Source organism: Variovorax sp. GW823-FHT04F07, assembly GCF_058795995.1.
This window is the reverse complement of sequence record NZ_JBXAIG010000002.1, coordinates 969,615-988,414: the sequence shown is the minus strand read 5'-3', so window position 1 is coordinate 988,414 and position 18,800 is coordinate 969,615. Positions and strand designations below refer to the sequence as shown.

Here is an 18,800-nt window from a genome sequence, read left to right as displayed (position 1 = left end):
CTACGCGCCGTGCGACGCGCCGGGCTGGCCCGTCGTCAATTCCTCGGCAAAGCCTGAACGCTCCAGCACCTCGAGCGGCTGCGGCTGCAGCGACTCGATGCGCAGCAATCCGTCGCGCGCCAGCACCGCCCGGTGCAACTGCCGCAGCGCATCGACGCCGGTGGCATCGATGTAGATCAGGTGCGTGGCGTCGAGCACCAGCGTCATGCCGCGCGGTGCGCGCTCCGCGGCGTTCACTGCTTCGTCGAGCTTGGCCGCCGCGCCGAAGAACATGGCGCCGTACAGCCGGTAGGTGAGCACCGGCGGCTGCAGCGTCACCAGCTCGACGCTGAACAGCCCGCTCATGCGCCGGATGAAGAGCGCGCACGCCAGCACGATGCCCACCTGCACCGCCACCGTGAGGTCGAACACCACCGTGAGGAAGAAGGTGCCGAGCATCAGCAGGCGGTAGTGGCGGCTGAAGTGGCGCAGCTGGCCGGGCGTGAACTCGCGCCATTCGCCCATGTTCAGCCCCACGAACACCAGGATGCCCGCCAGCACCGCGAGCGGCACGTGGCGTGCCAGCGGCGCCGCCAGTAGCACCACGACCAGCAGCGTGACCGCATGCACGATGCCCGCGATGGGCGAGCTGCCACCGGAGCGGATGTTGGTCACGGTGCGTGCGATGGTGCCCGTGGCCGGCATGCCGCCGAAGAAGGGCGTGACCAGGTTGGCGATGCCCTGCGCCATCAGCTCCTGGTTGGGGTCGTGGCGCGGCTGGCCGCTGACCTGGTCGGCCACGCGCGCGCACAGCAGCGACTCGATGGCGCCGAGCAGCGCGATGGTCAGCGTCGGCGTCACCAGCTGCTTGACGGTCTCCCACGAGAAATCGGGCAGCGCGAAGGCCGGCACGCCCTCGGGAATGCCGCCGAAGCGCGTGCCGATGGTCTCCACCGGCAGCGCGAAGCCCCACGACACCAGCGTGAGCGACACCAGCGCGACGATCGGCCCCGGGATGCGCCCGACGATCTGCACCGGGCGCGTCTGCACCCAGCGTCCGCCCACGCGCTGCACCGCGCGCGCCAGCGCCGAGTCGCCGCGAAACAGCCGCGACCACGCCAACAGCCCGAGCACGCAGGCCAGCCCGAGCGCGAAGGCGTGCGGGTTGAAGGTGTCCAGCCGCAGCGCCATCGCGTGCAGCTGCGAGAACACGTCGGCCGGCATGCGCTCCACCGTGAGGCCCAGGAGGTCTTTCAGCTGCGACAGCAGGATCAGCACCGCGATGCCGTTGGTGAAGCCCACCACGATCGACAGCGGCACGAAGCGCACCAGCCGCCCGAGCCCGAACAGCCCCGCCATGAACAGCAGCACGCCCGCGCAGGCGGTGGCGATCAGCAGGTTGGCCACGCCGTAGCGCTCGACGATGCCGTAGACGATCACGATGAACGCGCCCGCCGGGCCGCCGATCTGCACGGCCGAGCCGCCCAGCAGCGAGATCAGGAAGCCCGCGATGATCGCCGTCCAGATGCCGGCCTCGGGCTTGAGCCCCGAGGCGATGGCAAAGGCCATGGCCAGCGGCAGCGCCACGATGCCCACAGTGGCGCCCGCGCCGAGGTCTCCCAGGAACCGCCCCCGGTCGTAGCCGGCCATCGTGTCCAGCAGGCGGGGGCGAAAGCGGGTGAGGTTCAGCGGCGACGACATGTGCGGTCATTGTGGCCCGGCCGTCGCGGCGGCCCGGCGATTTCCCGGCGGTGAGTACTTTCAGTCAGCTTATCGGCGGCGAGGCTGAAAGATACATTTTTGACGTTTAGAAACAAACGTCAATGAGGTCGCCATGCACATCCTGCTCGTCGCGAGCGCGTTCAACAGTCTCACGCAGCGCGTGCTGGCCGAGCTCCAGGACCGGGGCCACACAGCAGGCATCGTGCTGGCGCTCGGCGATGACGAGGCGCTGCGTGAAGCGGTGCGCCAGCACGCGCCGGCGCTCGTCATCGCGCCGATGCTGACCACGGCGATCCCCGAGGACGTCTGGCGCGCCCACACCTGCCTCATCGTGCACCCGGGCCCGCCCGGCGACCGCGGCCCGTCCTCGCTCGACCGGACGCTGCAGGGCGGCGTCGACAGCTGGGGCGTCACCGTGCTCGAGGCCGTGGCCGAGATGGACGCGGGCGACGTCTGGGCCTGGTCGCCGCTGAAGGTGCCGCCGCAGGCCGGCAAGAGCGACCTGTACCGCGGCGAGGTGGCCGATGCCGCCGTCGACGCCGTGCTGCTGGCCGTCGAGCGCTTCGCCTCGGGCACGTACAAGCCGAAGCGGCAGAAGGCGGCCGACCTCGCCGCCGGCTGGCGGCCCTTCATGAAGCAGGCCGAGCGCCGCATCGACTGGGCCACGCAGACCACCGAATCGGTGCTGCGACAGCTGCGCGCGGCCGATTCGCAGCCCGGCGTGCTCGACGATCTGCTGGGCGCGCCGTGGTACCTGCACGGCGGCCATGTCGAGGACGAGCTGCGCGGCACGCCCGGCGAACTGATCGCCACCCGCGCCGGCGCCGTCTGCCGCGCCACCGTCGACGGCGCGGTCTGGCTCACCCAGCTGCGGCCCTGGCGCGAGCCGGGTTCCGGGCTGCCGAGCTACAAGCTGCCGGCCGTCGAGGTGCTGGGCGCGCGATTGCCTGCCGGCCTGCCCGAGGTGGCCGCGCCGCTCGAGTTGCCCGCTGGCCGCCGCACCTGGACCGACATCCGCTACCGCGAGCACGGCCCCGTCGGCGTGCTGAACTTCTCTTTCGCGGGCGGGGCCATGAGCACCGCGCAATGCCGGCGTCTGCTCACTGCCTACCGTTTCGCCTGCACCCGCCCGACCTCGGTGCTGGTGCTGGGCGGGCTGCGCGACTTCTTCTCCAACGGCATCCACCTGAACGTGATCGAGGCGGCGGCCGATCCGGCCGAGGAGTCGTGGGCCAACATCCACGCCATGAACGACCTGGTCGAGGCCGTGCTCACGACCACCGACCGCCTCACGGTGGCCGCGCTGGGCGGCAATGCCGCGGCGGGCGGCGTGATGCTCGCGCTCGCGGCCGACGAGGTGTGGTGCCGCGATGGCGTGGTGCTCAACCCGCACTACAAGCTCATGGGCCTGCACGGCTCGGAGTACTGGACCTACAGCCTGCCGCGCCGCGTGGGCGCCGACGAGACCGCGCGGCTCACGCAGTCGGCGCTCCCCGTGAGCGCGAAGCGCGCGGTGGCGCTGGGCCTGGCGCAGCGCGTGCTGCAGGCCGCGCCGGAAGAACTGGGTGACGAGGTCGGCCGGCTGGCCGCGCAACTGGCGGCATCGCCCGACCTGGCCGCGCGCTTGGCGGACAAGCAGGCGGCGCGTGTGCGCGACGAAGCGGTCAAGCCGCTGCAGGCGTACCGCGACGAGGAGTTGGCGCACATGCGGCGCAATTTCTTCGATCCGGCCGAGCCGCACGCGACGCTGCGCTCGGCCTTCGTGCGCAAGGAAAAAGCGCAGCACACGCCTGCGCACCTCGCGGCGCTCGGCTTGCCGCGCTGAACGCCCGTCAGTCCTTGCTGTCGGGAATCACCGCGTCGGCCGCCGCGCCCACGGCCTTGCCGGTGATGCGCGCGGTGCCGATGGCTGCATCGGCCGCGAGGCCGACCGCGCCGGCGCCAACGCTCACGGCGGTGCTCGCGACGCTGACCACCGCGCAGCCGCTCAGCAGCAGCGCACCCGCGAGGCCGAGCGCGGAAAGGACGAAGGGGCGGAGGCGGTCACTGCGTTGCATGGGCGGATTCTGCACCCGCAGCGCTGGATCGGGCGAGCGACGCCAGGATCGCCTCGCGGTCCTGGTCCAGCCGTGGCGGTTGCCGCCGCACCTGCGTGCGCAGTCCGCCGACGTGCACCGGGTTGCCCGCCACCGTGAGCGGCTGACCGCCCTGCGTGCGCACCTGCACCAGCATCTCGCGCGCCTGCACCTGCGGGTCGTTCACCACCGCCGCCACGTCGTTGTAGTCGCCGGTGGGGATGTTGTGCTGCATCAGCAACGCCTGCCAGTGCGCGCAGGGCGCGGTCGACAGGCGCTCTTCGAGCAACTGCTTCAGCGCCTCGTGGTGCTGGCAGCGCGCCGGGTTGGTGGCAAAGCGCGCGTCCCCGGCGAGCGCGGGCAGCTCGAGCGCAGTGCACAGGCGCTGGAACAGCGCGTCGTTGCCCGCCGCGATCACGAACCAGCCGTCGGCCGCGCGGAACACGTCGAAGGGCGTGATCGACGGATGCCGCGAACCGATCGGCCCTGGCGCGCGGCCCTCGGCCTCCATGCGCGAGATCGCGTTCTCGAGCAGCGCGACCTGGCAGTCGAGCATGGCGACGTCGACCCGGTCGCCCACGCCCGTGCGCCCGCGCTGCAGCAGCGCGGCCTGCGTGCCGATGGCCGCGTACAGCCCGGCGCCCAGGTCGCCGATCGACACGCCCACGCGCGTCGGCGGCGCGCCCGGGTGGCCGGTGAGGCTCATGATGCCGCCCATCGCCTGCACCACCATGTCGTAGGCGGGGCGCTTGCTGTACGGCCCGGTCTGGCCGAAGCCCGAGACCGAGGTGAACACCAGTTTCGGAAAGCGCGCGTGCAGCGTCGGCCAGTCGTAGCCCAGCTTTTCCATCGTGCCGGGCCGGAAGTTCTCGACCAGCACGTCGGCCGTGGCCAGCAGCTGCTCGAAGACCGCGCGGTCGGCCGGCGCCTTCAGGTCGAGCGCGATCGACTCCTTGTTGCGGTTGACCGACATGAAGTAGGCCGAGTCGCCCTCGACGAAGGGACCGATCTGCCGCGCGTCGTCGCCCAGGCCGGGTTGTTCCACCTTGATGACGCGCGCGCCCAGGTCGGCGAGCAGCAGCGTGCAGTACGGGCCCGCGAGCACGCGCGTGAGGTCGATGACGGTGAAGCCCTGCAGCGGGCCTGCCTTGGGTGCGTGCGTGCTCATTCGACGCTCGCGCCCGAGCGCTCGGTGAGTTCCTTCGACTTCGCGCCTTCGGCCAAAGCCCAGGCACGGAATTCGGCCAGCGACTTCGACGGCGCCGACTCGTTGCCCGACTTTTCCATCCGCGCCTTGACCTCGGGGTCGTTCAGCGCCGCCACGCTGGCGTCGAACAGCTTCTGCGCCACCTCCGGCGGCAGGCCGGCCGGGCCGAAGAGGCCGAACCAGAAGGTGTAGTCGTAGCCCTTCACGCCGGCCTCGGCCACGCTGGGCACGTCGGGAAAGAGCGGCGAGCGCTGGCCCGAGGTGACGGCCAGCACGCGCAGCTTCTGCCCCTGCGCCATCGGCAGCACCGAGGGCGGCGTGCCGAAGGTGAGCTGCACGTCGCCCGCGGCCACGGCCTGGATCGACGGCGCGCCGCCCTTGTACGGCACGTGCAGCATCTGCACGCCGGCCGCCTTCTCGAACGACAGGCCCGCCAGGTGCGTCACCACGCCGGCGCCCGACGACGAGTACGCCAGCTTGCCGGGGTTCTGCCGTGCCTCGGCGATCAGCGCCTGCACGGTCTTGGCGCTCACGTCCTTGTTCACGGCGAGCAGCATCGGCGCGGAGCTCCAGCGCGAGATCGGCACGAAGCTCCTGGCACCGTCGTACTTCACGCTCTTGTAGAGCAGCTTGTCGCTGCCGTAGAGGTTGGCGCTGCCCAGCAGCAGCGTGTAGCCGTCGGGCGCGGCGCGCGCGACCTGGTCGGACGCGATGGTGGTGCCCGCGCCCGGCTTGTTGTCGATGACGATCGGCTGGCCGAGCAGCTTGCCCAGCTTGTCGCCGACGATGCGCGCCACCGTGTCGGCGCCGCCGCCGGCGGGGAAGCCCACCAGCAGCGTGATCGGGCGCGAGGGGTAGGTGTCGGCCAGTGCGCCGGCCGAGGCCAGCAGCGCGGCGGCGGCGAACGAGAGGGCTCGCAGTTCTTGCTTCATGGGTTTGTCTCCTGGGTCTTGTGTGGGGAAGGGGCGGGCGCGCTCAGCGGCCCTGGAACACCGGCGTGCGCTTCTCGCGCCAGGCCCGGCCGCCCTCGGCGAGGTCTTCGGAGGCGACGGTGCGCTGCACCTCGCGCGAGATCGCGGCCGCGTCGGCGGTGCCGCGCGCGATCTGGTTCAGGTGCTTCTTCATGCCCAGCAGCGCCAGCGGCGCCATGCCGGCGAGCACGGTGCGCAGGCGCTGCACCTCGGCGTCGAGCGCGGCGGCGTCGTCGACCAGCTGCGTGAGAAAGCCGCAGTCGCGCATGGCGGCGCCGTCGAGCTTCTCGGCGGTGAGAAAGAGGCGCTTGGCCGTGTCCAGCCCCAGCCGCGACACGTAGCGCTCCATGCCGCTCTGGTAGTAGTGCAGGCCGAGCCGGGCGGCCGGCATGAACATCTCGGCGCTGCGGGCGCCCACGCGGAAATCGCAGGCCAGCACGAGGTCGGTCGCGCCGCCGTAGACGCCGCCGTGCACCGCCGCGATGGTGACGGCGCGGCAGTTTTCGAACACATCGACCATCTCGCCGAAGCTGCGGCCCTCGGTCTGGCTCTGGGCGGCCACCTCTGATATATCAAATCCGCTGCAGAAGTACTTGCCCTCGGCGCGCAGGACCAGCACCAGCACCTCGGGCGTGCGGTTCACTGTGTCCACATGCTGGATCAGCACGGGAAGATCTTCCGGCGTGAGCTTGTTGGCGGCCTGGGGACGGTGCAGCGTCAGGTAGGCCACGTGGCCGTCGATCGCGAGGGTGGGAGACATTGATGTACCAAACATATGAATTGATATATCTGTAAGGTTAGCTAATATCCAGATCGCCATGCAACCCGCGAAAACCCTCGACACCCACAGCCTGCAGGACCGCATCCGCGCCCGGCTCGAACAAGACATCCTGGGCGGCGTGCTGTCGCCCGGCATGGCCATCGACGAAAAGGCCCTGGCCCTGAGCTTCAACACCTCGCGCACGCCGGTGCGCGAGGCGCTGCTGCTGCTCAGCGCGCGCGGGCTGGTCGACATCGTTCCGCGCACCGGCATCTACGTGCGCCAGCTGCGGGCGAACGAACTGGTGGCGATGATGGAAGCGCTCGGCGAGCTCGAAGGCGTGCTGGCGCGGCTGGCCGCGCTGCGCATCGGCCCGGCGCTGCGCGAGGAGCTGCTGCGCGCCCTGGCCGGCACCGCCGCGCAGGCGCAGGCGGACGACGCCGAGGCCTACCAGCAGGCCAACGCCGCGCTGCACGACGTGATCTACCGCGCCAGCGGCAACCCCTTCATCGTGGAGCAGGCGCAGACCGTGCGGCTGCGCATCTCGGCCTACCGTGGGCGGATGTTCGAGAAGCCCGGCCGGCTCGCCGCTTCACAGCGGGAGCACGAACGGGTGGTCGAGTGGATTCTGAAAGGCCACGCGGACAACGCCGCGGAGGCGATGCGCGACCACATCTCGGTGGGCGGCAAGGTGTTCGCCGACCTCGTGTTGAACAACAAGTTCGGCTAGTTCTTCTTTTCGTTTTCGGGTCAGCGCACGCGCATGCCCGGCGTCGCGCCGGCCCAGGGCTCGAGCACGTGGATGCCCGGGTGGGCCTTTTCGTCGCCGTGGCTCGCAGCCAGCACCATGCCTTCGCTGACGCCGAACTTCATCTTGCGCGGCGCGAGGTTGGCGACCAGCACGGTGAGCTTACCCACGAGCTGCTCCGGCTGGTAGGCCGAGGCGATGCCGCTGAACACGTTGCGCGTCTTGCCTTCGCCCGCATCGAGCGTCAGGCGCAGCAGCTTGGTCGAGCCCTCGACCTTCTCGCAGGCCACGATCTTCGCGATGCGCAGGTCGATCTTCGCGAAGTCGTCGATGGTGATGGTCGGCGCGATGGCTTCGCCGCCGGGCAGCTCCTGCGCTTCGGTGGCGACGGGTGCGGCAGCCGCGGCTTCGGGCACGTCGAACAGCTTGTCGACCTGCTTGGGGTCGGCGCGCTGCATCAGGTGCTTGTAGTCGCCGATGGCGTGGCCGGCCGGCAGGGCCTGCGCGGCGTCGGCCCAGGTCAGCGGCGCGATCTTCAGGAAGGCCTCGACGTTCACGGCCAGCGCCGGCAGCACCGGCTTCAGGTACAGCGTGAGCAGGCGGAAGGCCTCGATGCACACCGTGCACACGTCGTGCAGGCGCGCCTCGGCGCCTTCCTTCTTGGCCAGTTCCCAGGGCTTGTTCTGGTCAACGTACTCGTTCACCTTGTCGGCCAGCGCCATCACCTCGCGCAGCGCGCGGGCGTAGTCGCGACCGTCGTACAGCGACTGCACCTGCGTGGCGGCGGCACGCAGCGTGGACAGCAGCGTTTCGCCGTCGGCCGACACCGCGCCCAGCTGGCCGCCGAAGCGCTTGCCGATGAAGCCGGCCGCGCGGCTGGCGATGTTGATGTACTTGCCCACGAGGTCGCTGTTGACGCGCGCCACGAAGTCGTCGGGGTTGAAGTCAATGTCCTCGTTGCGGCCGTTGAGCTTGGCGGCGATGTAGTAGCGCAGCCATTCGGGGTCGAGCCCGATCGACAGGTACTTGAGCGGGTCGATGCCGGTGCCGCGGCTCTTGCTCATCTTCTCGCCGCTCACCGTCAGGTGGCCGTGCACGTACACGGCGTTGGGCGCCTTGCGGCCGCTGAAATGCAGCATCGCGGGCCAGAACAGCGTGTGGAAGGTGATGATGTCCTTGCCGATGAAGTGCACCTGCTCCAGCTCGGGGTCGGCCATGTACTCGGTGTACGAGATGCCGTCGCCGCCCAGCTCGATGCAGCGCTTGTCCAGCAGGTTCTTCAGCGAGGCCAGGTAGCCCACGGGCGCGTCGAGCCACACGTAGAAGTACTTGCCCGGCGCATCGGGAATCTCGATGCCGAAGTAGGGCGCGTCGCGGCTGATGTCCCAGTCGCCCAGGCCGCCCTTGCCTTCGTCGTCCTTGTAGAGCCACTCGCGGATCTTGTTCTGCACCTCGGGCTGCACATGGCCGGGGGCGGCGGTCCATTCCTTCAGGTAGGCCTCGCAGCGCGGGTCCGACAGCTTGAAGAAGAAGTGCTCCGAGCTGCGCAGCTCGGGCTTGGCGCCCGACAGCGCCGAGTAGGGGTTGATCAGCTCGGTGGGCGCGTACACGGCGCCGCACACCTCGCAGTTGTCGCCGTACTGGTCCTTCGAGTGGCAGTTGGGGCACTCGCCCTTGATGAAGCGGTCGGCCAGGAACATGCCCTTGGCCGGGTCGTAGAACTGCTCGACGCTCTTGGTCTCGATGAGGCCGTTGGCGCGCAGGTCGCGGTAGATGTCCTGCGCCAGCTGGTGGTTCTCGGGCGCGTCGGTCGAGTGCCAGTTGTCGAAGGCGATGTGGTAGCCGTCGAGGTAGGGCTTGCGGCCCGCGGCGATCTCGGCCACGAAGGCCTGCGGCGTCACGCCGGCCTTGTCGGCCGCGATGGTGATGGCCGCGCCGTGCGCGTCGTCGGCGCACACGAAGTTGACGTCGGCGCCATTCATTCGCTGGTTCCGCACCCAGATGTCGGCCTGGATGTATTCCATCATGTGGCCGATGTGGAACTTGCCGTTGGCATACGGCAGGGCGGTGGTGACGAAGAGCTTGCGCGGGGCGGACATCGGGGAGGGCGCTTTCGGGAGTGACGAACGGAAGGGGCGCGGGGCCCGTGGAGGCGGCCAGGGGCCGCGTCCGGGAACCGGGCATTTTAGGCGGCCCGTCCCGGGGCCGCCGCCATGGGGCTGCTCACCCCGCCGGCGGGGTACCCGGAGTGACCCCGAAGGCCGCGGGGGTGTCGCCCGTGCGACGTATGCTCGCAGCCTCTTTACTGAAAGTGAGCCGCCGCCGATGACCACCTCGATCCCCGCAACCCTCATCCCCGGCGACGGCATCGGCCCCGAGATCGTCGACGCGACCCTGGCGGCGCTCGACGCACTGAAGGCGCCTTTCGTGTGGGACACCCAGATCGCCGGCCTGGGCGGCGTCAAGGCCTCGGGCGACCCGCTGCCCAAGGCCACGCTGGACAGCATCCGCAGCACCCGCCTGGCGCTCAAGGGCCCGCTCGAAACCCCCTCGGGCGGCGGCTACCGCTCGTCGAACGTGCGCTTGCGCGAGGAGTTCCAGCTGTACGCCAACCTGCGGCCCGCGCGCACCATCATCCCGGGCGGGCGCTACGACAACATCGACCTGACCGTGGTGCGCGAGAACCTCGAGGGCCTGTACATCGGCCACGAGCACTACGTGCCCATCGACGGCGACCCGCACGCCGTGGCCATGGCCACCGGCGTCAACACCCGCAAGGGCAGCCGCCGCATCCTCGAATACGCGTTCGACACGGCCGTGGCCACCGGCCGCAAGAAGGTCACGCTGGTGCACAAGGCCAACATCATGAAGGCGCTCACCGGCATCTTCCTGGAGACTGGCCTGGACCTGTACGAAGAGAAGTACAAGGGCCAGTTCGAGCTCGACACCGTGATCATCGACGCCTGTGCGATGAAGCTGGTGCTCAACCCCTGGCAGTTCGACATGCTGGTGACCACCAACCTGTTCGGCGACATCCTCTCGGACCTCGTGGCCGGGCTGGTCGGCGGCCTGGGCATGGCGCCCGGCGCCAACATCGGCACCAACGCCGCGATCTTCGAGGCCGTGCACGGCTCGGCCCCCGACATCGCCGGCAAGGGCATCGCCAACCCGACCGCGCTGCTGCTGGCGGCCGCGCTCATGCTCGACCACGTCAAACGGCCCGAACTGGCCACGCGCCTGCGCACCGCCATCGACCAGACGCTCAACCTGGACAACGTGCGCACCGGCGACCTCGGCGGCAGCGCCGGCACGGCGGCCTTCACCAAGGCGCTGGTCGCGCGCATCAACGGCGGCTGAGAAAAGCAGACAGTGCAGGTCGCATGAAAAAACTGCTGCTGCCTGCGCTGGTCTTCCTGCTCGCCGGCCTGGCGTGGTCCGCCGCCGGGGCCGTGGACGCTCCGCCGCGCTACACCGTCGTCAAGGTCGACCTGCGCACCGACAAGCTCACGCTGTTCCTGAACGACGACACCGGCGCCGCCTTCAAGCGCTTCGACCGGCTCGAGGCCTGGCTGAAGGCGCGCCACAAGCAGCTGCTGTTCGCGGCGAACGCCGGCATGTACCACGCCGACTTCGCACCGGTCGGCCTGCTGGTGCGCGAAGGCCGCGAGGAGGCCCCTTTGAATCTGGCCGACGGCGTCGGCAATTTCTTTCGCAAGCCCAACGGCGTGTTCCTGGTGACGGCCCAGGGGCCGCGCATCGTCGAGGCATCGGAATACCCGGCGATTGCCGCGAAGGGCGGCGTGCAGCTGGCGACCCAGTCGGGCCCGCTGCTGCTGCGCCACGGCGCAGTGCACCCGGCGCTCATTCCGAATTCGGATTCGCGCAAGACCCGCAACGGCGTGTGCGTGTCGGGCACCACCGCGGTCTTCGTCCTCGCCGAGACGCCGGTGAATTTCTACGACTTCGCGCTGTACTTGCGCGATGTGCTGCATTGCCGCGACGCGTTGTACCTCGACGGCACCGTGTCGGCGATCTATTCGAAGACACTGCAGCGCAACGACTTCGTGCGCGACCTCGGGCCGATGCTGGCCGTGGTGGCGCCCTGAGGCCCGGCTGCCTTTTCACTTCTGTCCCTGTCTCTTCTTCCTGCGCCATGTCCACACCGCTGCCCGTCCTGTCCCTCCTCGAAACCCGCGTCCTCGGCGTGCTGGCCGAAAAGCAGCGCACCGTGCCCGACAGCTACCCGCTCACGCTCAACTCGCTGGTGTCGGGCTGCAACCAGAAGACCAGCCGCAACCCGGTGCTCGAACTCAGCGAGTCGCAGGTGCAGGCCGCCATCGACAGCCTGAAGGGCTACAGCCTCGTGGCCGAGACCAGCGGCGGGCGCGCCTTCCGTTACGAGCACAACATCGACCGCGTGCTGCGCATTCCGTCGCAGTCGGTGATCCTGCTCACCGTGCTGATGCTGCGCGGCCCGCAAACGGCCGGCGAGCTGCGCATCGCCTGCGACCGCATGCACAACTTCGCCGACATCTCGTCGGTCGAGGGCTTTCTCAACGAACTCGCCGAACGGCCGGCCGGCGCGCTGGTGGTGAAGCTGGCGCGCCTGCCCGGCGCGCGCGAGAGTCGCTGGGCGCACCTGCTGAGCGGGCCACCGGCGGAAGAGGTGGCGAGGCCGGGCGCATCGGGCGACGGCGCCTTCGCCACGAACGGCGATTCGCTCGGCGAGGTCGCGGCGCTCAAGGCCAACGTGGCGCGGCTGGAGGCCGAGGTGGCGTCGCTGAAGGCGCTGCTGGGGCGCGTGTGCGCGGAACTGGGCATTGCGCCCGACGCGCCGACAGCCTGATACCGCGCTTCACACAGGCTTCATCCAGCTCGCACATTCGCTGCCTACCGTCGGACCCATTGCGAACCAATGGAGCTCCGAGCATGGATCACGGACCAACGGCCACCTGGCGCGACCCCGCGCCCTTCGACGACATCACCCGCCGCCTGCTGGGCGGGCTGGCGGCCCTGGCCGGCGTGGCCAGCCTCTACGCCTTCTTCTGGTGGGCCGCCTCGGCCACCGGCTTCCTGCTGTTCGACGGCTGGTGGCACACCTGGCGCGGCCTGGGCACGGCCCTCGCGTTCCGCGACGCGGACTCGGCGCTCTACCTGCTGAGCTGGACGCTGTCGGTCCTTGGCGGTGCGCTCGGCTGGGTCGCCCTGGTTGCGCTCGCCGTGACCCATGGGCGTGGCTGGGGCGCGGTGCCGATGTGGGTCAAGGCTGGCTGCCTTGTCGGCGCTGTCGCAGGGCTGGCCTTCGAACCCGGCCGGCTGCTGGCGCTGGCGCCGATCGTCGGCGCGGTGCTGCTGATGCTGCGGTCGATGTTGTCGGCGCGCTGAGCGCATCGGCTATCGTCGGCTTCCACGTCGTTCGCGGGAGCCGCATGACCTACGCCTGTCCCCATTGCCGCCAGCCGGGCATCGCCGCCGTTGCCAAGCGCTGGTCCAGCCGCGAAACGCCCGCGGCGTGCGGACTTTGCGGCAAGCTCTCGCATGTGCTGGCCAGCACCTCGAGCGGGATCGGGGTGGCGGGCCTGCTGATCGTCGTGCTGTCGGGCATCGCAGCAGCCGCATGGGACATGGCGCCGCTGCTCTTGCTTGGCGTGGGCCTCGCGGTGGCGAACAACTTTCGCGCCTGGCGCCGCGCCAAGCTGTGGCCGATCTCGAAGGAAAGCGCCGAAAGCGCCAAGAAGGCCGGCTGGCTCGTCCTGGGCCTGCTGGCGCTGTTCGGCCTGGGCTCGTGACACCGAACGCTCGCGCGCTCAGGCCCCTGCCGACACGGGCACATCCAGGCTCACCTTCACCGGGTCCATCGTCACCAGCGTGCGAAAGCGCTTGACGTTGTTGCTCTGGAAAAACAGCTGGCGGGTGAGCGCGGTGTACTGCGCCATGTCGCGCACCACGCACACAAGGATGAAGTCCCACTCGCCCGTCACGTAGTAGCACTGCTGCACCTGCGGGCAGTCGCGAAAGCTTTGCTTCATGGCGTCGAGCCGTTCGATCTGCTCGCTCTCGGCCTCGACCTCGACCACGATGGTGAGCGGGTGCCCGAGCGCGGCCGGCGACAGCACGGCGCCGTGGCGCTGGATCACGCCCTCGTCGCGCAGGCGCTTGAGCCGGCGGTTCACGGCCGCCGTCGACAGGTGGATGCGCTCGCCCAGCTCGCCCTGCGAGAGGCGGCTGTCGGCCTGGATCAGTTCGAGCAGGTGCAGGTCGAGGGCGTCGAGGGGTGTCATGAGAAAGGGCTGGCTTCACGCAAAAACGTTGCGTAGCAGCGGCTCATTTTGCGCACCTGTCCCGCTGCGTTGTCAATAGCATCTCGCCATGAAGTTTCCAGACGCACCCCTGCGCGACCAGCTGGCCGGCTGGCGGCACCAGCTGCACGCGATGCCCGAAACCGGCTTCGAGGAGGCGAAGACCTCGGCCTTCATTGCCAACGCGCTGCGGGCGCTGGGGCTCGAAGTGCACACCGGCATCGGCGGCACCGGGCTGGTCGCCAGCCTCACGGTCGGCAGCGGGACGGGCGTGATCGGCCTGCGCGCCGAGATGGACGCACTGGCCATCACCGAACTGGCGACCGAGCGGCCCTACGCCTCCGCCACGCCCGGGCGCATGCACGCCTGCGGCCACGACGGCCACATGGCGATGGTGCTCGGCGCCGCGCAGCTGCTGCGCGAGCGGCGCGATTTCGACGGCACCGTGCGCTTCATCTTCCAGCCCGCCGAAGAACACGGCCGCGGCGCCCGGGCCATGATGGACGACGGCCTGTTCGAACGCTTTCCGGTCGACGAGATCTACGGCCTGCACAACATGCCCGGCCTGCCCGCCGGCACCTTCGCCACGCGCGCGGGCGGCCTGATGGCGAGCGAGGACAACTTCGTCATCCACATCCACGGCCGGGGCACGCACGCAGCGCGGCCGCACATGGGCATCGACCCGATCGTGATCGGCGCGCAGATCGTGCTGGCGTTGCAGACCATCGTCTCGCGCACGCTCGACCCCGGCGCGCAGGCCGTGGTGTCGTGCACCGAGTTCATCACCGACGGCATCCGCAACGCGATTCCGTCGAACGTGGTCATCAAGGGCGACACGCGCAGCTACGACCCTGCGGTGCAGCGCATGCTGGAGACGCGCATGCGCGAGATCAGCGAAGGCATCTGCCGCATGCACGGCGCGGAGTGCACCTTCAGCTACACGCACGAGTTCGCGCCCACCGTGAACTGGGCCGAATGCGTGCCGACCGCGGTGGCCGCCGCCACGGCCGTGGTGGGCGCCGGGAAGGTCGATGCGAACGTCGCGCCGATGATGATCTCGGAAGACTTCGGAGCCTTCCTGCGCGCCGTGCCGGGCGCCTTCGTCTTCCTGGGCAACGGCGCCGAGGGCGAGCCCGGCGGCACGCCGCTGCACAACGGCCGCTACGACTTCAACGACGCGGTGCTGACCACGGGCGCGCGCTACTTCGCGCAGATCGTGCGCCAGCGGCTTCCCGTGCGCGCCGCCTCCTGATCCATTCTTCCTTTCCGGTTTTCTTCCCATGCTCTTCGCCAACCCTCACGCGCAACGGCGCGGCTACGACGCGGCCCTGCAGGCCGTCATGAACATCGCACGCGGCCGCGAGAGTCGCCAGTGGCTGTCCACCTGGGACCGCCTCTCGCCGCAGCCGACGCCGGCGTGGCCGCTGCCCCGGCTCGCCGCACAACTGGGCGTTGCGCAGGTGGTCGTGAAGGACGAATCGCGCCGCTCCGCGCTCGGCAGCTTCAAGGTGCTGGGCGCGCCCGTGGCCTTGCTGCGCCTGGTGCTGCGCCGTTGGCCCGAGCGGGGCTGGACGCCCGCCGACCTGTTCGCGGGCCGGCATGCCGAGGCGCTGCGCGACTTCGTCGTCATCAGCGCGACCGATGGCAACCATGGCCGCGCATTGGCTGCAGCCGCGCAGAGCATGGGCTGCCGCTGCGTGATCGTGCTGCACGCGCAGGTCAGCGAAGAGCGCGAGGCGCCCATCGCCGCGCTCGGCGCCGAGATCGTGCGCATCGCGGGCAACTACGATGCTTCGGTCGAAGAGGCCGCGCGCCTGGCCCAGGCGAACGGCTGGGAGGTCGTCTCCGACACCTCCTACGAAGGCTACGAAGAGATTCCGCGCGACGTGATGCAGGGCTACGGCATCCTCGTCGACGAGCTGCTCGAGAACACCGCGCCCGGCGCGCCGTGCCCCTTCACCCACGTCATCGTGCAGGGCGGCGTCGGCGGGCTCGCGGCCGGCGTGGCGAGCCATTTCTGGGAACGCTACGGCGCCGCGCGGCCGACGCTGATCGTCGTCGAGCCCGAGCAGGCCGACTGCCTGCTGCAGAGCGCGCGCAGCGGCCGGCCCGACCGCGCCACCGGCAGCGTCGATTCGGTGATGGCGGGACTGGCCTGTGGCGAGACCTCGCCGCTCGCGTGGCGCTTCCTCCAACCCTCGGTCGATCTCTTCATGACCGTCACCGATGCCGACGCCGAACACGCCATGCGCACCTTCGCCACCGGCGAGGCGGGCGACGTGCCCGTGCTGGTCGGCGAATCCGGCGCGGCCGGCCTCGCGGCGCTGCAGGTGCTCGCGGCCGATCCCGAACTGGCGCGCGCCGCCGGCCTCGACGCCAGCTCGCGCGTGCTGCTGTTCAGCACCGAAGGCGCGACCGCGCCCGGCGTGTACCGCGCGCTGACCGGCCGCACAGGCGAAGAAGTCGTGGCGGCGCAGGCGCAATGGCTGCAACGCGAAGGCATCGCCGAAGCCGCGCTGATGACGCGCATCGACGCGCACGCCGCCATCGGCGCGACGGCGCAAGGCGGCGTCTGCCGCATCGCGCTCACCGACGCCGACCGCGCGGGCCGCGACCGGCTCGTGCAATGGATGCGCGACCTGGGCCTCACCGTGCGCATCGACCGCATCGGCAACATCTTCGGCATCCGCCCCGGCCAGCTGCCCGATGCGAAGCCCGTGATGACCGGCTCCCACATCGACACCGTCGCCACGGGCGGGCGCTACGACGGCAACTACGGCGTGCTGGCCGGCCTGGAGGTGGTGCGCTGGCTCAACGAACGCCAGCGCCAGACGCTGCGCCCCTTCGTGGTCGCGGCTTTCACCAACGAGGAGGGCGTGCGCTTCATGCCCGACATGATGGGCTCGCTGGTGCATGCGGGCGGGCTGGCGCTCGAGGCGGCGCTCGACACCGTCGCCACCGACGGCGCGCGGCTGGGCGACGAACTCGCGCGCATCGGCTACGCGGGCGACATGGCCTGCGGCGCGCTGGTGCCGCATGCGTTCGTCGAACTGCACATCGAGCAGGGCCCGGTGCTGGAGGCCGAAGGCGTCACCATCGGCGCGGTGGCCGACCTGCAGGGCATCTCGTGGCAGGAGATCGTCGTCACCGGCCAGTCGAACCACGCGGGCACCACGCCCATGCACCTGCGCCACGACGCCGGCTACTGCGCCGCCGCCATCGCGGTGTTCGTGCGCGAGCTGGCGTGCCGCTACGGCGACAGCCAGGTCGCGACCGTCGGCGCGATCGACCTGCACCCCAACCTCATCAACGTGATCGCGGCGCGCGCCACGCTCACGGTCGACCTGCGCAACACCGACGAGGCGACGCTGAAGGACGCCGAAGGCGAGTTGGCGGACTACCTGCGGCAGCTCGAAACAACCGAAGGCGTGACCATCGAAGCCCGCACGCTGGCGCGCTTCGAGCCGGTGCAGTTCGATGAACGGCTGGTGCGCCTCGTCGAGGCCAGCGCGCACGCCCGCGGCCTGAGCCACCGCCGCATGACCTCGGGCGCGGGCCACGACGCGCAGATGATGGCGCGCATCGCGCCCGCCGCCATGGTCTTCGTGCCGAGCGTGCGCGGCATCAGCCACAACCCGAAGGAGCACACGGCGAGCGCCGACCTGGTGCAGGGCGCGAACGTGCTGCTGGACGTGGTGCTGGGGCTGCTGGACGAAGCGGACTGAGTGGCGGGAGCTCAGCCGGCCGCCTGCGCCTTTATTTCGGCACCCACCCGAAGAACCGCAGCACCTCGTCGCGCTGGCGCATCGCGTCCGCGCGCCCGAGCGCCATGAGTTCGCGCGTGTAGGCCGACTCGAACAACAGGTAGCTGGCGAGCGCGCCGCCCTTCACGTCGGCCGCGACCTTCGAGCCGCCCAGCAGGTGCCGCACGGCGCCCGGCAGCGCGTCGACGTGGCGTGCCGCGATCATGTCGATGCGCTCCGACGGTGAGATCACCAGCAGGTCGAGCGGGCGCAGCGCGCTCGCCGCGCGCGCTTCTTCGGGAATGAGGCCCAGCGTGTGGTTGATGCGGCGCAGGCGCTCGATGTCGACCGCCAGCGCATCCAGAAAGATGCTCGACAGCGCATGGCCCGCGATCTGCGCCATGGTCGGGTAGCCGCTGTGGGTGTTGGGTGCGTCCTCGTCGCGCGGCTCGTGCATGCGGCCCGCGCCGATCACCACGATGCGCTGCGCACCCAGGTGGATCGCCGCCGCGATGGGCGCCGACTGGCGCATCGAGCCGTCGCCGAAGTACTCGGTGTGGCCCGGCGGCATCGGCAGTGCCGTGGCCGGGAACACGAAGGGAATGGCCGACGAGGCCATCAGGTGCGCGTGCGTGATGCGGTCGCGCACCGACAGGCGCTGCGAGCGCACCCAGGGCTCCATCGGCACGGCCGCCTCGAAGAAGGTGACGTGCTCGCCCGAGCTGTAGCTCGAGGCCGTAACGGCCAGCGCCTGCACGTGGCCCTGCTGCATGAGTTGCGGCAGGCGGTCCAGCGGCACCAGGCGTTGCAGCAGGCCGGCCAGCGGGGAGTTGTCGAGCAGCGACTTCGGCTTGATGCGCATCCAGTTGGCCGCAAAGCGCCCCAGGCCGAGCAGCATGCGCCAGCGCGCGCCGCTGCCGAGCACCGAGAGCGAGTCGGCGCGGTAGATCTGCTCGGCGCGGAACTCGCCCCAGACCTGCGCGATGTGCGCGACCACCCGGTCGAAGTCGTCGGCGCCACAGGCCAGCGCCGCGGCGTTGATGGCGCCGGCCGAGGTGCCGGTGATGATCTGGAACGGGTTGTCGCCGCCGATGGCCGCACCCGCCGCCACGGCGTCGCGCCGGATCTCGGCGATGGCTTCGAGCACGCCGACCTGGTAGGCGGCGCGGGCGCCGCCGCCTGTCAGTAGCAGGCCGGTGGCGGGGCTTGTCTCGGGCATTGCGTCGGTGTCTTTTCTTCTTCGGCGTTTTTCGGACGGGAAATGAGCGCGTCCCGGTACGGGCTTGGCGGGCGGAA

Annotated in this window: 17 protein-coding genes and 1 pseudogene; 10 read left to right on the top strand and 8 right to left on the bottom strand. The window is 70.3% G+C overall.

Features of this window, described 5'->3' with window-relative positions; genetic code table 11:
- Entirely contained in the window at window positions 1–1,680 is a 1,680-nt protein-coding gene (locus AC1RAA_RS13765) for a SulP family inorganic anion transporter (RefSeq protein WP_062477119.1), read from the bottom strand.
- Window positions 1,681–1,813: 133 nt separating this feature from the next.
- Between AC1RAA_RS13765 and AC1RAA_RS13760 the strand changes: the two genes are divergently transcribed.
- Entirely contained in the window at window positions 1,814–3,526 is a 1,713-nt protein-coding gene (locus AC1RAA_RS13760) for a hydrogenase maturation protein (RefSeq protein ID WP_492728714.1), read from the top strand.
- Between the two features lie 7 nt (window positions 3,527–3,533).
- On the opposite strand, the gene AC1RAA_RS13755 is transcribed toward AC1RAA_RS13760, so the two are convergent.
- The 4 genes from AC1RAA_RS13755 to AC1RAA_RS13740 are packed head-to-tail and all read right to left on the bottom strand — an operon-like array spanning window position 3,534 to window position 6,714.
- A complete protein-coding gene (locus tag AC1RAA_RS13755) occupies window positions 3,534–3,758 on the bottom strand; it encodes a hypothetical protein (protein ID WP_390346101.1) in 225 nt (74 codons plus the stop codon).
- Complete coding sequence (locus AC1RAA_RS13750) at window positions 3,745–4,944, bottom strand: CaiB/BaiF CoA transferase family protein (RefSeq protein ID WP_492728716.1); 1,200 nt, start codon at window positions 4,942–4,944, stop codon at window positions 3,745–3,747. Before AC1RAA_RS13750 ends, AC1RAA_RS13755 begins: the two co-directional genes overlap by 14 nt.
- Complete coding sequence (locus tag AC1RAA_RS13745) at window positions 4,941–5,915, bottom strand: Bug family tripartite tricarboxylate transporter substrate binding protein (RefSeq protein WP_369631702.1); 975 nt, start codon at window positions 5,913–5,915, stop codon at window positions 4,941–4,943. Before AC1RAA_RS13745 ends, AC1RAA_RS13750 begins: the two co-directional genes overlap by 4 nt.
- Before the next feature lie 43 nt (window positions 5,916–5,958).
- Entirely contained in the window at window positions 5,959–6,714 is a 756-nt protein-coding gene (locus AC1RAA_RS13740; protein ID WP_492728719.1) for an enoyl-CoA hydratase/isomerase family protein, read from the bottom strand.
- Window positions 6,715–6,772: 58 nt separating this feature from the next.
- Here AC1RAA_RS13740 and AC1RAA_RS13735 point away from each other — a divergent pair, with 58 nt between their 5' ends.
- Window positions 6,773–7,444 carry a GntR family transcriptional regulator gene (locus AC1RAA_RS13735; RefSeq protein WP_062478945.1) on the top strand — a complete coding sequence of 224 codons (672 nt, stop codon included), beginning with the start codon at window positions 6,773–6,775 and terminating at the stop codon, window positions 7,442–7,444.
- A gap of 20 nt (window positions 7,445–7,464) precedes the next feature.
- Here the strand turns inward: AC1RAA_RS13735 and metG are convergent, their stop codons facing one another.
- On the bottom strand, window positions 7,465–9,561 hold the full coding sequence (gene metG, locus AC1RAA_RS13730; protein ID WP_354343040.1) for a methionine--tRNA ligase: 2,097 nt from the start codon (window positions 9,559–9,561) through the stop codon (window positions 7,465–7,467).
- Window positions 9,562–9,787: 226 nt separating this feature from the next.
- On the opposite strand from metG, the gene AC1RAA_RS13725 reads away from it, so the two are divergent.
- The 5 genes from AC1RAA_RS13725 (at window position 9,788) to AC1RAA_RS13705 (ending at window position 13,251) form a co-directional block, all read left to right on the top strand.
- On the top strand, window positions 9,788–10,819 hold the full coding sequence (locus AC1RAA_RS13725) for an isocitrate/isopropylmalate dehydrogenase family protein (protein WP_062478955.1): 1,032 nt from the start codon (window positions 9,788–9,790) through the stop codon (window positions 10,817–10,819).
- Window positions 10,820–10,842: 23 nt separating this feature from the next.
- Entirely contained in the window at window positions 10,843–11,568 is a 726-nt protein-coding gene (locus AC1RAA_RS13720; RefSeq protein WP_492728721.1) for a phosphodiester glycosidase family protein, read from the top strand.
- A 47-nt stretch (window positions 11,569–11,615) separates the two neighbouring features.
- Complete coding sequence (locus AC1RAA_RS13715) at window positions 11,616–12,308, top strand: YceH family protein (RefSeq protein ID WP_492728723.1); 693 nt, start codon at window positions 11,616–11,618, stop codon at window positions 12,306–12,308.
- 83 nt (window positions 12,309–12,391) lie between these two features.
- On the top strand, window positions 12,392–12,847 hold the full coding sequence (locus AC1RAA_RS13710; RefSeq protein ID WP_492728725.1) for a hypothetical protein: 456 nt from the start codon (window positions 12,392–12,394) through the stop codon (window positions 12,845–12,847).
- A gap of 44 nt (window positions 12,848–12,891) precedes the next feature.
- Window positions 12,892–13,251, top strand: coding sequence for a hypothetical protein (locus AC1RAA_RS13705; RefSeq protein ID WP_492728727.1), 360 nt, complete (start codon window positions 12,892–12,894; stop codon window positions 13,249–13,251).
- A gap of 18 nt (window positions 13,252–13,269) precedes the next feature.
- On the opposite strand, the gene AC1RAA_RS13700 is transcribed toward AC1RAA_RS13705, so the two are convergent.
- Window positions 13,270–13,743, bottom strand: a complete 474-nt coding sequence (locus AC1RAA_RS13700) for an Lrp/AsnC family transcriptional regulator (RefSeq protein WP_095743953.1) — start codon at window positions 13,741–13,743, stop codon at window positions 13,270–13,272.
- Between the two features lie 88 nt (window positions 13,744–13,831).
- Between AC1RAA_RS13700 and AC1RAA_RS13695 the strand changes: the two genes are divergently transcribed.
- The 3 genes and pseudogenes from AC1RAA_RS13695 to AC1RAA_RS13685 all read left to right on the top strand — a co-directional run bounded on the left by AC1RAA_RS13695 (window position 13,832) and on the right by AC1RAA_RS13685 (window position 17,486).
- Window positions 13,832–15,013 (top strand): M20 aminoacylase family protein, encoded by a 1,182-nt coding sequence (locus AC1RAA_RS13695; RefSeq protein ID WP_492728729.1) that lies wholly within the window; start codon window positions 13,832–13,834, stop codon window positions 15,011–15,013.
- Window positions 15,014–15,041: 28 nt separating this feature from the next.
- Window positions 15,042–16,214: pseudogene (locus AC1RAA_RS13690) on the top strand (diaminopropionate ammonia-lyase); the annotation flags it as partial.
- A 66-nt stretch (window positions 16,215–16,280) separates the two neighbouring features.
- On the top strand, window positions 16,281–17,486 hold the full coding sequence (locus tag AC1RAA_RS13685) for a M20 family metallo-hydrolase (RefSeq protein ID WP_492729822.1): 1,206 nt from the start codon (window positions 16,281–16,283) through the stop codon (window positions 17,484–17,486).
- A 31-nt stretch (window positions 17,487–17,517) separates the two neighbouring features.
- Here AC1RAA_RS13685 and AC1RAA_RS13680 read toward each other — a convergent pair whose 3' ends face one another.
- A complete protein-coding gene (locus AC1RAA_RS13680) occupies window positions 17,518–18,723 on the bottom strand; it encodes a patatin-like phospholipase family protein (protein ID WP_492728731.1) in 1,206 nt (401 codons plus the stop codon).
- Window positions 18,724–18,800: the final 77 nt, after the last annotated feature.

Coding starts and splice junctions, on each gene's coding strand:
- AC1RAA_RS13765 (WP_062477119.1), bottom strand. CDS start 1,680: ATGTCGTCGCCGCTGAACCTCACCCGCTTTCGCCCCCGCCTGCTGGAC.
- AC1RAA_RS13760 (WP_492728714.1), top strand. CDS start 1,814: ATGCACATCCTGCTCGTCGCGAGCGCGTTCAACAGTCTCACGCAGCGC.
- AC1RAA_RS13755 (WP_390346101.1), bottom strand. CDS start 3,758: ATGCAACGCAGTGACCGCCTCCGCCCCTTCGTCCTTTCCGCGCTCGGC.
- AC1RAA_RS13750 (WP_492728716.1), bottom strand. CDS start 4,944: ATGAGCACGCACGCACCCAAGGCAGGCCCGCTGCAGGGCTTCACCGTC.
- AC1RAA_RS13745 (WP_369631702.1), bottom strand. CDS start 5,915: ATGAAGCAAGAACTGCGAGCCCTCTCGTTCGCCGCCGCCGCGCTGCTG.
- AC1RAA_RS13740 (WP_492728719.1), bottom strand. CDS start 6,714: ATGTCTCCCACCCTCGCGATCGACGGCCACGTGGCCTACCTGACGCTG.
- AC1RAA_RS13735 (WP_062478945.1), top strand. CDS start 6,773: ATGCAACCCGCGAAAACCCTCGACACCCACAGCCTGCAGGACCGCATC.
- metG (WP_354343040.1), bottom strand. CDS start 9,561: ATGTCCGCCCCGCGCAAGCTCTTCGTCACCACCGCCCTGCCGTATGCC.
- AC1RAA_RS13725 (WP_062478955.1), top strand. CDS start 9,788: ATGACCACCTCGATCCCCGCAACCCTCATCCCCGGCGACGGCATCGGC.
- AC1RAA_RS13720 (WP_492728721.1), top strand. CDS start 10,843: ATGAAAAAACTGCTGCTGCCTGCGCTGGTCTTCCTGCTCGCCGGCCTG.
- AC1RAA_RS13715 (WP_492728723.1), top strand. CDS start 11,616: ATGTCCACACCGCTGCCCGTCCTGTCCCTCCTCGAAACCCGCGTCCTC.
- AC1RAA_RS13710 (WP_492728725.1), top strand. CDS start 12,392: ATGGATCACGGACCAACGGCCACCTGGCGCGACCCCGCGCCCTTCGAC.
- AC1RAA_RS13705 (WP_492728727.1), top strand. CDS start 12,892: ATGACCTACGCCTGTCCCCATTGCCGCCAGCCGGGCATCGCCGCCGTT.
- AC1RAA_RS13700 (WP_095743953.1), bottom strand. CDS start 13,743: ATGACACCCCTCGACGCCCTCGACCTGCACCTGCTCGAACTGATCCAG.
- AC1RAA_RS13695 (WP_492728729.1), top strand. CDS start 13,832: ATGAAGTTTCCAGACGCACCCCTGCGCGACCAGCTGGCCGGCTGGCGG.
- AC1RAA_RS13685 (WP_492729822.1), top strand. CDS start 16,281: ATGACGCGCATCGACGCGCACGCCGCCATCGGCGCGACGGCGCAAGGC.
- AC1RAA_RS13680 (WP_492728731.1), bottom strand. CDS start 18,723: ATGCCCGAGACAAGCCCCGCCACCGGCCTGCTACTGACAGGCGGCGGC.